Origin of the sequence: Galbibacter pacificus (assembly GCF_029603165.1) — a bacterium.
GTDB classification, from domain to species: Bacteria; Bacteroidota; Bacteroidia; order Flavobacteriales; family Flavobacteriaceae; genus Galbibacter; species Galbibacter pacificus.
Map to the genome: position 1 here is coordinate 102368 of NZ_JAQSVC010000001.1, position 12485 is coordinate 114852.

A 12485-nucleotide genomic window follows, 5' to 3' on the forward strand; every position below is an offset into this window, starting at 1 on the left:
CATTTTTTACGTATTTTTAGTAAAAGATAAGTTATGAGAACTCTATTTTCATCCATATGTATATGCTTTTTAATTTCCTCATGTTCAGGGGTTAAAGTGACCTATGATTATGATAAAAAAGCCAATTTTTCGCAATTCAAAACATATGGTTTTTACCCAAAAATGCAAAGCGGGCTAAGTCAGCTGGACGAAAAAAGGTTGTTTCGCAGTATTGATAGTGTTATGCAGGCCCGTGGTTATGAAAACTCAGCTTCGCCAGATTTATATATCAATATTGAAAGTTCAAACAGACCTAAGCCCGTAAATAGTTCGGTAGGTATCGGCATTGGCGGTAGTAACAGAAATATAGGCGGTGGGGTATCTGTTGGTGTGCCCATTGGGCAACAAGACCAATACCGCCAAATTGTCTTCGATTTGGTTGATGTAGATAACGATGAACTTATTTGGCAGGCAGTAAGCGAAGGAACTATATCTGAGGCCATGACCCCCGCAATGCGCGAGGTAAAGCTTAGAGAAGTTGTAGAAAAGGTTTTTTCTAAATATCCGCCGGAATAACTGCAAAATAATTCCATGAATAGATTTTAGGGGTTCCCAGTTTGACTAAGATTGCCTATTTACTATCTTTACGCTCGATTATCAATTACAGAAATACAAACATTGAAGATACATTTCATCGCCATAGGCGGAAGTGCCATGCACAATTTGGCATTGGCATTACAACAAAAAGGATATACCATAACCGGCAGCGACGATATAATTTACGAACCTTCCAAATCCCGTTTGGAGGCCAAAGGTTTATGCCCGGATGAGTTTGGTTGGTTTCCCAAAAAAATCACCGCAGATTTGGATGCAGTTATTTTGGGAATGCACGCCAAGCCTGACAATCCCGAATTGATAAAAGCGCAAGAACTGGACTTAAAAATTTATTCGTACCCCGAATTTATTTTTGAGCAAAGTAAATACAAAACGCGCGTGGTTATAGGAGGGAGCCATGGTAAAACAACCATAACTTCCATGATTCTCCACGTACTTCATTATCATGACAAGGATGTGGATTATATGGTGGGAGCACAGCTTGAAGGCTTTGAAACCATGGTAAAACTTACCGAAGAAAACGATTTTATTGTTTTGGAAGGCGATGAGTATTTGTCTTCCCCCATTGACAGGCGACCCAAATTTCATCTATATAAACCCAATATTGCCTTGTTAAGCGGTATTGCTTGGGATCATATCAATGTATTTCCAACCTTCGAAAATTATGTGGAGCAGTTTCAGGTTTTTGTCGATTCCATTGTTGAAGGCGGAAGCATTACCTACAATAGCGAAGACGAAGAAGTGGTGAAAGTTGTAGAAGCTTCTAAAAACCAAATACGTAAAATACCCTATTCTGCGCCCGAATTTACTGTTGAAGATGGCATAACCTATCTTGAAACCCCCGAAGGAGAAATGCCCATTGAAGTTTTTGGGAGGCATAACCTGAATAATCTCGCCGGCGCTAAATGGATTTGCCAGCATATGGGCGTTGACGAAGACGATTTTTACGAGGCCATAGCAAGTTTTAAAGGCGCTTCCAAGCGGTTGGATAAACTGGCTGAAAACTCAAAAAGTGTTATTTACAAAGATTTTGCGCATGCGCCAAGCAAGGTCAAGGCTACGCTTACAGCTGTAAGGGAACAATATCCCGATAAAAAAGTAGTGGCTTGTTTAGAGCTGCATACCTACAGTAGCTTAAATGCCACTTTTTTAAAGCAATACAAAAATACGTTGAACAATGCCGATACAGCCGTGGTTTTTTATTCGCCCGAAGCGGTAAAAATAAAGAAGCTCGATGAGGTAACTACCGACCAAATAAAAGAAGCTTTTGAAAAAGAAGGGTTGATCGTGTATACCAATCCAGATGCGTTCAAGGACTTTATTTTTAACTTGAATATGGGCAATAAGGCCTTACTTTTAATGAGCAGCGGTAATTACGGAGGCCTTGATTTGGAAGCGGTAAAAAAACTGATCGATTAGAACTCTTTAAAAAGTTTAATTGAAGGTCATCGATTCTTAAAAAGCAACAATCAAACCCCAAACTGTCTTAAATGATGATCTAAATGCTTGTACTGCATTTGTCCCCATTGTTGTTTGGTGAACTTCCCGAAAACGGGGTGGGGCGGCAATTCATTTTTTGTTTTTAGTTGATGGTATTCGGCTATCAGGCCAATTAATTTCTCTTTTTCCTGTTCAAAGTTTTTAGGGTTTTCTACAATGAATTCTTTTACGGTCGGCAGGCCGTGCTTCCACGGTTTGTCGTTATAAAGCATGGGCTTGAACAGTCTGGACGCCCATTTAAAAAAGAAATTTGTTTTAACGGCCAGCTTTCCCATGGCAACTTCCATAGGTTTTTGGCAATGGTGCAGCATTTGAGAAACATCCATAGAGCCCCATTCTGCTTTGGAAGTTGTCGTAAGCTGTTTAATACGGGAAAGGGTTTCGTGATACACTTCTTCAGAAAATATAGACTTCATATTGGGTATAGGGTGGTTTGTTTTTTATGAAAGATACAACTTTTTGTAGAATTTAGGATCATTTATAAAATGAAAGAAAATCCCCTGTACTTTTCGATTAAAAACTGGAATACAGACAGCCGTCCCTGAGAAAAACTTCTTATAAAAGGCAAAGCAGCATTGTCCGATGCAGAGCTTGTGTCCATTCTGTTAGGCTGGGCTTAAAGCAGGCACTGGAGCTTAATGCCACCGCCATGATCTTGGCGCATAACCACCCATCAGGGACCTTGATAGCAAGTGCGGCCGATAAAGAGATAACAAAAAAAATAAAAAATGCAGCCGAAGGAATGGATATAAAGCTGTTAGACCACCTTATTGTAACCGAAAAATCTTACTTTAGCTTTGCAGACGAAGGACTTTTTTAAAAATGCTATTAGTTTATACGTATAAAGTTACACCGAGATTAACCTATATCATGAGGCATATTTTTACAAAAATGCTTCTCATAGATATAAGTATAACTACCAAGGTGGAAGATTTTATAGCCCATAAGGGCCCTAAAATAACATATACCAAACAACCTTTACAGAGCGAGTTTTTTGTTAAAAGCCATGAGCTGTTGTTCGAGCAGGGAATTTCAGATGTGGAAATTAATGTTCAGGACTGGAACGGGGTGCCATGCTTTTTTCCAACTACGGAAAAATGTGCATTGCCTTTTGATATTTTTGCTGCTAGTTTTTATTTGTTGAGCAGGTACGAAGAATATCTGCCGCATGTAAAAGACGAGCATGGCCGCTTTCCGGCAAGCGAGAGCCTTGCGTACCAAAACAGGTTTTTAGAATTTCCCGTTGTGGATATTTGGGTACTGAAATTAAAAAAAGCCTTGCAGGAACGGTTTCCCGAAATAGAATTCCCGAAACGTACCTACCAGCAAACGTCCATAATGGACATAGCCTCGGCTTTTGCCTACAAAAAAAAGGGCTTCATCAGGACCCTAGGGGGAACACTTATAGATTTAACTTCCCTAAAACTGGGGAGGGTATTAGACCGTTATCTGGTATTGTTGGGTTTTAGAAAAGACCCTTTGGACTTTTTCGATAGGCTTACGGCATTTCATAAAAGGCACAAGGTCTCGGCTATTTTCTTCTTTTTAATGGCCAATTATTCAACGTACGATAAAAATATTTCGGTAATCAACCCCACCTTTCGGTCCTTGGTTAAATCGGTGGCCGATTATAGCATCGTGTCGTTAATGGCTTCTTATAACTCGTTCAACGACATTGCCGAACTTAAAAAAGAACGTAGAAGGCTTATAGACTTTATAAACCGGCCGGTAAAAAGGGCGCGGCAACGCTTTAACAGGCTCAATATACCCGACACATACCGTTTATTGGTAGATGCGGGCTTTAATGAAGACTATACCATGGGATATACCAAAGAGGTTGGTTTTAGGGCGGGAACTTGTACTCCGTTTTATTTTTACGATATAAGCTTTGAAGAACAGATACCCATTAAAATCAATTCTTTTTGTATTCAGTATACTGCATTGTACAAATACAGAAGTGTGAGGAAGGCTCAGGAAAAAATTGCCGAAATTTCGCAAAGGGTTCGTGCTGTAAACGGAGAGTTCAATATTGTGTTCTCCAACGAAATTTTAAATATGCACGAGCGGAGTTCGTGGCAGGATTTATACATTAATTACATAAAAAGCAATAACGAAAAATGAAATGGAAGGGTGAAGGTATTACCGATGTTTTTTTTGACTTGGACCATACGCTATGGGATTTTGAAAAAAACTCCCAACTTACCTACGAAAAAATTTTTACCAGCAATAATGTAGCAATTGACCTAACCGAATTTCTAGAGGTTTATGTTCCCAATAATTTTAGGCTATGGGAATTGTACCAGCAGGACAAAATAACAAAAGAGGATTTGCGGTACCAGCGCCTTAAAACAACTTTTGACGCCCTGGATATGGTTGTTTCTGATGAAATGATACTAAAACTATCAGATGAATATATAAAATACCTCTCTACGTACAATCATTTATTTAACGATTCCATAGAAATACTGGAATACCTGTTCCCCAATTATAAACTTCATATCATTACCAATGGTTTTGCCGAAGTTCAGCAGGGAAAACTTAAAAACTCCAAGATAGACCATTATTTTCAGGTAATAATGAATTCCGAGACTGCAGGCGTTAAAAAACCAAACCCCATCATTTTTAAAATGGCATTGAATCAGGCCAAGGTAAAGCCAGAAAAAGCCATTATGATAGGCGATAGTTACGAGGCAGACATCCTTGGTGCAAAAAACGTTGGCATGCACACGCTTTTCTATACGCCCTTACATAAAAATATAAACATTAATACCCATAAAATTAACACGTTAAGGCAAATAAAAAACTATCTTTAATAAACAATACTTTGTTTTTTAAACCGTTTTATTTACATGCCAATACCAACTAAAAAATATAGGCCTTACTTATTGTTGTTGCTATGCAGTATGCTTTGGTGTTCTTGCGTAAAAGATGTAGATTTTAGCCAGGCCGAAGACTTCAGGTTAGAGCCCGTTATGGAGGTAAGCTTGGTTTATTTCGACCTCCCCGCTTCGTTAATTGGCGAAATACCGGATAATACAACAGGCTATACCGTGAAAGATTCAACTAAAATAGAACTGTTCTCCGAGCCTTTCTTTGACGATAACCTGCAAAAAGCCACTTTTACTTTTGAGTTTACCAACACCATAGAGCGTTCTTTTTCAGCAAATATAATTTTATACAACGAGGCCAATGTGCCCATAGACAGCATTCCTATTTCTATTGAAGCGTCTTCGGGAATCCCCATAAAGGTAACTTCTATTGTAACTTACAACGAGGCCGACATCCAAACAATAAAAAACATGGAAAGCCTGGAAGTGGTATTGTCCCTCGATAGTGGCACCCCAAATTTGCAGCCCGATTCAGAAGGCGTGCTCGACCTTAAATCCGCAGGAACCTTTTTTATGTCAATAGATGACAAATAAACAAGCAATAGCATTCCTCCTTTTTATATCGGGCATATGCACATATGCTCAAAACAAACAATTGCTGTACAATTTTACCGAAATCCCACAGTCGTTAATGGTCAATCCCGGCACCGCTATACAAAACAGAGGGTATTTTGGCATACCCGTGCTCTCGGGCATATATGTAAATGCAGGCTCAAGCAATATGTCGGTTTACGACCTTTTTGCTGATAATGGCGTAGATTTTAACGCCAAGGTAAGCAATATGGTATATTCATTAAAGGCGGGGGACGTACAACGGGTTAACCAGCAATTAGAAGTGGTAAATATAGGCTTTAAAATAGGGGGGCATTTTGGTAAAAGTTACATTACCTTTGGCGCATACCAGGAAATAGATTTTTTTAACTATTGGCCAAAAGACCTAGCCATTTTAGCTTACGAAGGAAATGCCCCAAATATAGGTAGAGCCTTCAACTTATCGCACTTTAACGTAAAAGGAGAGCTGTTAACGGTATATCATGCCGGATACCATAAAAAGGTAAGCGACCGGTTTAGCTACGGGGTGCGCGGAAAAATATATTCCAGCATTATAGATTTTACTTCAACTAAAAATAGCGGTACGTTTATAACCACAGAGGGAGAAAATAACTTTTACAGGCATGCCTTGGTTTCAAATGTAGAAGTAAAAACTTCGGGCTATGCCAGTTTACGGGAAGACGACGTAAATGGTGGCCGGGACATTGTTAATAAAATGATGCCTAGGGCTTTTCTTGCCGGAAACTTGGGGCTGGGCATCGATTTTGGCATTACTTACAGCCCAAACGAAACATGGACTTACACGGCCAGTATTCAAGATTTGGGTTTTATATATCATAATAAAGACGTAGAGCGTTATACCTTAAAAGGGCAAGATGCTATTGAGGGTATAGAACTTCCGTTTGATGATATTTTTAACGATACCGGACTTTCCAACAATTGGCAGGAGCTTGTAGACGAGATAGAAGAAGCATTCCCCCGGGATACTATTCGGGATCCGTACACCACCATGAGGCCCGTAAAGTTAAATGCGGCCGCAATATATAATTTTGGGGGATACGCGGGAAAGAATGCGTGCGATTGTACTGCGTCTGGCTTCGATGGTTTGATAAATTCGGTAGGGTTACAGTTGTTTGCCGAAAAAAGGCCTAAACATCCCGAGGTAGCCCTTACCGCCTTTTACTACAGGAGGTTGGCACAGGCATTGCGTATAAAGGCAACTTATACCGTCGATAAATTTTCAAAAAAGAACATCGGTCTTGGATTGTCAACGCATTTTGCTAACTTTAACTTCTATTTATTGGCCGATAATTTGTTGGAATATTATAATTTAGCCAAAGCAAATAACGTATCAATACAGCTGGGATTTAACTATATATTCCCAATAAGAAACTAAAATTTTTTTTAAATGAAGAAGCTATTATTTTTAGGGTTGGTTTTTATGTCAATTTCAATCCTTGCACAAGAAAATGTAAACAACTACAAATACATTATCGTTCCAAAAAAGTTCGATTTTTTAAAGGAAGCAAATAAATATAGGGTCAATACCTATACCAAGTTTATGTTCGAAAAGGCTGGCTTTAACGCCATTTATGACGACCAAAAACCGGCCGACCTATTGGCAAACCCTTGTTTGGGCCTAAAGGCAAACGTACTGGATAACTCCAACCTGTTTACAACCAAAATGAACGTCACCTTGGAAAATTGCCAAGGGGCCATTATATACACTTCAGACGAAGGGAAAAGTAAAATAAAGGAATATGAAGGCGCATACCAGGAAGCCCTTGAAAATGCTTTTGTTTCCATTAAAGGCCTAAACTATAACTACCAGCCCGTAGAGAACACCCAAGTATACGTTCCCTCGCAAACCAATACCGTTCCCGCAACAACAGCGGCGGTGGCGGTTACGGCAAACACGGCTGCCAATCAGGCAACAAACGTAACACCACAAACCACGGCACCGGCAACGGCCACTTCAGTAGAAACCAATAGCAACACCCTGTTCGCGCAACCTATAAACAACGGTTACCAATTGGTAGACACCACGCCAAAGGTTGTTTTTAAAATAACAAAAACCACGCAGCCAAACTATTACATCATTCAGGACAAAAATGGTTTCCTTTATCAAAAAGATGGCAAATGGATAGCCGAATATTACGAAGGCGACGAGCTAAAAAAGCAGGAACTGCAAATAAAGTTTTAGGCATTCCGTATTAAAATAATTGCCCCCAAAGGGCATATAAATAAAAATGAACAAAAAACCTCAAGATTTTCATAGGTCTTGAGGTTTTTTCATTTCTACCAAAAAAAGATATAGAAAGGCGCACTAGCTATCCATACAGGCATATATAGAACAGGCAGGATAAATTGACATACCGGCACAAACCCAACTGCCAATGGTATCAATATACTATTTTGTAACCAAAATGGTCAATACATAGTCAAACCCTCAAAATCAATAATTAAAAACCAAGAAATGAAAAACACATTCTTTTTAAAATGCCTGTTAACAGTAACTTCTATTTTCTTCCTTAATTATCAATCTATTTGCCATGCCCAAAATATACAGTCCAATATAGATAGTTTGTTGCAAAAACAGTATCGCCCGCATGAAACCGGGGCCAGCTTCCTTATCGCCAAAAAGGGAAAGATTATATACAAAAAAGCATTTGGCCTCTCCAACCTTGAATTAAACGTTCCTATGGAGCCCGATAATGTTTTCGAAATCGGTTCCATAACAAAACAGTTTACGGCCATAGCCATTTTAATGCTCATGGAAGAAGGCAAATTGAATTTAGAAGACACCATAACCAAATTCATCCCAGATTATCCTCACGGAAATAAAATTACAATACATCATTTATTGACCCATACTTCTGGAATTAAAGACTTTACCAGTGTTGATGGATTGAATGAAATATCAAAAAAAGACATGACGCCAACAGCACTCATTAATTTTTTTAAAAACGAGCCAATGGACTTTTTACCGGGTCAACAATACAAATATTCAAACTCCGGTTACATTCTACTGGGTTACATAATAGAAACAGTCTCTGCAGAAAGTTATGCCCATTTTATTGAGCAGCATATATTTAAAAAACTACAATTAAAAAACACCTATTATGCCAGCCATAAAAAAATTATAAACAACAGGGCTTCGGGATATCAAAAAAAAGACGGTAAGTATATAAACAATACCTACATAAGCTTCTCTTTGCCATACTCGGCAGGGTCCATTATGTCTACCGTAACCGATATGTACAAATGGAATCAGGCTATAAAGGACAACTTGTTAATCAGTAAACAAACCACCAAGAAAGCATTTACAAATTATACGTTAAACAATGGAACGCATATCGACTATGGCTATGGCTGGCACATTAAAACAAAAAACAACGTGCAGCGTTATGAGCATGGTGGTTCCATTTTCGGCTACAAGTCAATGGGGGTTTATTTGCCCGCGCAAGATATTTATGTAATCGGGTTGACCAACTGCAACTGCAATTCGCCAACACAAATTACAAAGGAAATAGCCCAACTGGTTGCAGAAAATTAAATTTAAATACAGGGGAAGCCGTTAAATTAAACACGACAACCACTCAATCTTCAATACAAGAAATGGACTGTTTTATAGGAAGTTTTTCTGCTGAAGGCCTTCCTATAGGACATTTCATAAAAACAGCATAACAATCATTCAAATTAAAAATCGTAAAATAAGGGTTATATGAACAAAAAGAAGAAGTAGATCGGTAAATAGGATTCTTACATGTTCATTTAGCATTCTCGCATGCGCCAAAAAGGAAATTTGTACCAACAAAAAAGGCGAGGGCACATTGGCTCAATACGTGGGCATTTGCAAGTGGGGCAATGTAAAAGTTACAGTAGTAAACAGGAGTTGTGTATATATTAGCACATACTACAATAAGCATATGGGCAAAGCATAATGCCTAATAGCCATATTTATTTTTCCAACGGTTCTTTAAAAAATCCCTTAAAGCATTTTCTCGTTGGTTGTTCCCGGGATTGTAGAAAGTAGTGTTCTCCAATTTTTGCGGAAGAAACTCTTGCTCCACAAAATTATTGTTGTAACTATGTGCATATTTATAATCTTCGCCATAGCCAAGTTCTTTCATAAGTTTTGTAGGTGCATTTCTTAGATGAAGCGGAATAGAAAGGTCGCCTGTTTGCTTAACGGCCGTTACGGCCTTGTTAATGGCCTCGTAAGAAGCGTTGCTTTTTGGAGATGTGGCCAAATAAACTGCACATTGGCTTAAAATAATACGTGCTTCCGGATAACCAATAGTGGTAACCGCTTGAAATGTATTGTTGGCAATAACCAGAGCAGTGGGATTTGCGTTGCCAATATCTTCAGAGGCGGCAATAAGCATCCTTCTGGCAATAAATTTTACATCTTCGCCACCCTCTATCATACGGGCAAGCCAATACACGGCACCATTGGGGTCGCTACCCCTGATAGACTTAATAAAAGCCGAGACGATATCGTAATGTTGTTCGCCGGTTTTATCATAGCGTACAATATTCTTCTGTACCTTTTTCATTACCAAGCCATCGGTAATGGTAATGGCATCTTTATCTTCAGAATTAATAACCAGCTCAAAAATATTTAGCAGTTTTCTTCCGTCACCGCCAGAAAGCCTCAGCAGAGCCTCGGTTTCTTTTAAGTTAATGCTTTTTTCTTTCAGCAAACGGTCTTCTTCAATTGCCCGCTTCAAAAGTGCTTCCAGGTCTTCCTTGTTAAAGGCGTTCAAAATATAAACCTGGCAACGGGAGAGCAGGGCGGGAATTACCTCAAAGCTTGGATTTTCGGTAGTGGCGCCAATAAGCGTTACCCAACCTTTTTCAACGGCGCCCAAAAGCGAGTCTTGCTGCGATTTACTAAACCTATGAATCTCGTCTATAAACAAAATAGGGTTCTTGGCTGTAAAAAGTCCGCCACTTTGCTTTGCCTTGTCAATAACTTCCCGTATATCTTTTACGCCGCTGTTAATAGCACTCAAGGTATAAAAAGGCCTTTTGCTCTCATGGGCTATAATATTTGCCAATGTAGTTTTTCCGGTGCCGGGAGGGCCCCATAAAATTAATGAAGGAATGGCCCCTTTTTTAATTTGGGACGTTAAAGAGCCGTCGTCGCCAACCAAATGTTTTTGACTAATGTATTCTTCTAAACTTTTAGGGCGTATACGTTCTGCTAAAGGTTCATTCATAATCCAAAATTACAATTATAACTACAAGGGCTCAACTATATTTCTGACAATTTATCAGTAAATTTAAACTGGTTCTAATTTTGATAGGGATTGGACATGCAAAAAGACGACAGTTTAAACTTTTCTTTATGGATGCTTATATACCCGCTCTTTTTTGGCCTTGCCATTTGGGGTGTGTATTGGTTTGAGTTAAACTTTGGCTTCGATTTTTCCGATTATGGAATATACCCACGGAGTTTTAAAGGGCTCAGGGGCATTTTTTTTAGCCCATTTATCCATGGTTCCGTAAGTCATTTGTACAGCAACACCCTTCCTTTAATGATATTAAGTGCCGCACTTTTTTATTTTTATAACAAAATAAGTTGGAAGGTAATTCTCTTGGGCATCCTTTTTAGCGGCCTGCTAACATGGTTCATCGGGAGGCCTTCTCATCATATTGGCGCTAGCGGACTTATTTACGTGCTGGTAAGTTTTATATTTTTTAAAGGCATTATAGCCAAAAACAAACGTCTAATAGCATTGTCTCTGGTCACGGTTTTTTCATACGGCAGCATGTTCTGGTTTATATTTCCCATAAAAGAAGAAATTTCCTGGGAAGGGCACCTTTCTGGGTTTATGGTGGGATTGGCACTAGCATTTATATTCAAAAACGAAGTCCTTCGCAAGGAAACATACGAATGGGAGCACGAAGATTTTGACGAAGCCAGCGACCCTTTTTTAAAGCACTTCGACCAGGATGGCAATTTTATTGAAAATACAGTAGATGAAGCCGAAGCATTAGGGCAGGATAACAATTCTATATCGATTACCTATCATTATATTGAAAAGGGCAAAGAAAAAGATTCCAATGAATCAAAATAGAAAGGCCTTTAAAACAAAAAAATAGAGAAAAGCCGGGTTATACAGGATAATTTGTTTTACAAACGTTGCCTTACCACTTCATACAAAAAAGCACCACAAGCCACCGAAACATTCAAAGACTCGATTTCCCCCAAAAGCGGCAGCTTTGCCTTTTGGTCAGCAACCTTTAGGATAGAAGGGGAGATGCCCGCATCTTCAGAACCCATTACAATTGCAGTTGGCAGTGAAAAATTGGCATCATAAACAGTGTTGTCTGTTTTTTCGGTAGCCGCAACAATTTGAATCCCCGACGCCTGCATATGGAAAACGGCATCCTTAATATGGTCTACCTTGCAAATGGGCACTTTAAATACTGCCCCGGCCGAAGTTTTTACGGTATCGGCAGTAACGGGAGCCGCTCCTTTTTTCTGAATAATTATCCCGTGCACGCCAGTGCATTCGGCGGTACGTATTATGGCACCAAAGTTTCGCACATCCGACAATTGGTCCAACAACAAGAACAATGGCGTAACACCCGATTCTATAGTCTGCATAACCAAATTGTCAAGGTCGTGAAACTCAATGGGCGAAATATTGGCAACAACCCCTTGATGATTTTTTTTGGTAAGCCGGTTAAGCTTTTCAACGGGTACATAAGCTTTATTAATATCGTTTTTCTTGATAAGCTTGTCAAGCTCATGAAACAGGTTTCCTTGCAATCCTTTTTGAACAAAGACCTTATCTATTGTTTTACCCGATTGAATGGCTTCCATAACCGCGCGGATACCAAAAATTTGATAGTTGTTTTCCATGTGGCAAAAGTACATGATTTTTTTTATTGGGAATTTAGTAAAGCACTCAATATAAAAAATCATGTACTTTCCTG

Annotated in this window: 12 protein-coding genes and 1 pseudogene; 10 read left to right on the forward strand and 3 right to left on the reverse strand. The window is 39.1% G+C overall.

All coding sequences use genetic code 11. From position 1 onward, the window contains the following. Positions 1–33 precede the first annotated feature (33 nt). On the forward strand, positions 34–555 hold the full coding sequence (locus PSF86_RS00510; RefSeq protein ID WP_277898102.1) for a DUF4136 domain-containing protein: 522 nt from the start codon (positions 34–36) through the stop codon (positions 553–555). Between the two features lie 102 nt (positions 556–657). Continuing rightward, positions 658–2013: a UDP-N-acetylmuramate--L-alanine ligase gene (locus PSF86_RS00515; RefSeq protein WP_277898103.1), complete on the forward strand. Its 1356-nt coding sequence runs from the start codon at positions 658–660 to the stop codon at positions 2011–2013. A 50-nt stretch (positions 2014–2063) separates the two neighbouring features. Here PSF86_RS00515 and PSF86_RS00520 read toward each other — a convergent pair whose 3' ends face one another. Continuing rightward, a complete protein-coding gene (locus PSF86_RS00520; RefSeq protein ID WP_277898104.1) occupies positions 2064–2510 on the reverse strand; it encodes a DUF1569 domain-containing protein in 447 nt (148 codons plus the stop codon). A gap of 188 nt (positions 2511–2698) precedes the next feature. On the opposite strand from PSF86_RS00520, the pseudogene PSF86_RS00525 reads away from it, so the two are divergent. The 7 genes and pseudogenes from PSF86_RS00525 to PSF86_RS00555 form a co-directional block, all read left to right on the forward strand. Then, positions 2699–2914: pseudogene (locus PSF86_RS00525) on the forward strand (JAB domain-containing protein); the annotation flags it as partial. 2 nt (positions 2915–2916) lie between these two features. Then, a complete protein-coding gene (locus PSF86_RS00530; protein ID WP_277898105.1) occupies positions 2917–4215 on the forward strand; it encodes a polysaccharide deacetylase family protein in 1299 nt (432 codons plus the stop codon). Then, positions 4212–4907, forward strand: coding sequence for a YjjG family noncanonical pyrimidine nucleotidase (locus PSF86_RS00535; protein WP_277898106.1), 696 nt, complete (start codon positions 4212–4214; stop codon positions 4905–4907). Before PSF86_RS00530 ends, PSF86_RS00535 begins: the two co-directional genes overlap by 4 nt. 36 nt (positions 4908–4943) lie before the next feature. Beyond that, entirely contained in the window at positions 4944–5516 is a 573-nt protein-coding gene (locus PSF86_RS00540; protein WP_277898107.1) for a hypothetical protein, read from the forward strand. After that, positions 5506–6930 (forward strand): DUF5723 family protein, encoded by a 1425-nt coding sequence (locus PSF86_RS00545; RefSeq protein ID WP_277898108.1) that lies wholly within the window; start codon positions 5506–5508, stop codon positions 6928–6930. The genes PSF86_RS00540 and PSF86_RS00545 overlap by 11 nt, the downstream gene beginning before the upstream one ends. A 12-nt stretch (positions 6931–6942) precedes the next feature. After that, positions 6943–7737: a hypothetical protein gene (locus PSF86_RS00550; RefSeq protein WP_277898109.1), complete on the forward strand. Its 795-nt coding sequence runs from the start codon at positions 6943–6945 to the stop codon at positions 7735–7737. Between the two features lie 273 nt (positions 7738–8010). After that, positions 8011–9090: a serine hydrolase domain-containing protein gene (locus PSF86_RS00555; protein WP_277898110.1), complete on the forward strand. Its 1080-nt coding sequence runs from the start codon at positions 8011–8013 to the stop codon at positions 9088–9090. A 391-nt stretch (positions 9091–9481) separates the two neighbouring features. Here the strand turns inward: PSF86_RS00555 and PSF86_RS00560 are convergent, their stop codons facing one another. After that, the gene (locus PSF86_RS00560) at positions 9482–10759 is read right to left on the reverse strand and encodes a replication-associated recombination protein A (protein WP_277898111.1); all 1278 of its coding nucleotides are present in this window, start codon (positions 10757–10759) and stop codon (positions 9482–9484) included. A gap of 96 nt (positions 10760–10855) precedes the next feature. Here PSF86_RS00560 and PSF86_RS00565 point away from each other — a divergent pair, with 96 nt between their 5' ends. Continuing rightward, positions 10856–11620: a rhomboid family intramembrane serine protease gene (locus PSF86_RS00565; RefSeq protein WP_277898112.1), complete on the forward strand. Its 765-nt coding sequence runs from the start codon at positions 10856–10858 to the stop codon at positions 11618–11620. A 56-nt stretch (positions 11621–11676) separates the two neighbouring features. On the opposite strand, the gene rlmB is transcribed toward PSF86_RS00565, so the two are convergent. Then, positions 11677–12411 carry a 23S rRNA (guanosine(2251)-2'-O)-methyltransferase RlmB gene (gene rlmB, locus PSF86_RS00570; protein ID WP_277898113.1) on the reverse strand — a complete coding sequence of 245 codons (735 nt, stop codon included), beginning with the start codon at positions 12409–12411 and terminating at the stop codon, positions 11677–11679. Between the last annotated feature and the right edge of the window lie 74 nt (positions 12412–12485).

Coding starts and splice junctions, on each gene's coding strand:
- PSF86_RS00510 (WP_277898102.1), top strand. CDS start 34: ATGAGAACTCTATTTTCATCCATATGTATATGCTTTTTAATTTCCTCA.
- PSF86_RS00520 (WP_277898104.1), bottom strand. CDS start 2,510: ATGAAGTCTATATTTTCTGAAGAAGTGTATCACGAAACCCTTTCCCGT.
- PSF86_RS00530 (WP_277898105.1), top strand. CDS start 2,917: ATGCTATTAGTTTATACGTATAAAGTTACACCGAGATTAACCTATATC.
- PSF86_RS00535 (WP_277898106.1), top strand. CDS start 4,212: ATGAAATGGAAGGGTGAAGGTATTACCGATGTTTTTTTTGACTTGGAC.
- PSF86_RS00540 (WP_277898107.1), top strand. CDS start 4,944: ATGCCAATACCAACTAAAAAATATAGGCCTTACTTATTGTTGTTGCTA.
- PSF86_RS00545 (WP_277898108.1), top strand. CDS start 5,506: ATGACAAATAAACAAGCAATAGCATTCCTCCTTTTTATATCGGGCATA.
- PSF86_RS00550 (WP_277898109.1), top strand. CDS start 6,943: ATGAAGAAGCTATTATTTTTAGGGTTGGTTTTTATGTCAATTTCAATC.
- PSF86_RS00555 (WP_277898110.1), top strand. CDS start 8,011: ATGAAAAACACATTCTTTTTAAAATGCCTGTTAACAGTAACTTCTATT.
- PSF86_RS00560 (WP_277898111.1), bottom strand. CDS start 10,759: ATGAATGAACCTTTAGCAGAACGTATACGCCCTAAAAGTTTAGAAGAA.
- PSF86_RS00565 (WP_277898112.1), top strand. CDS start 10,856: ATGCAAAAAGACGACAGTTTAAACTTTTCTTTATGGATGCTTATATAC.
- rlmB (WP_277898113.1), bottom strand. CDS start 12,411: ATGGAAAACAACTATCAAATTTTTGGTATCCGCGCGGTTATGGAAGCC.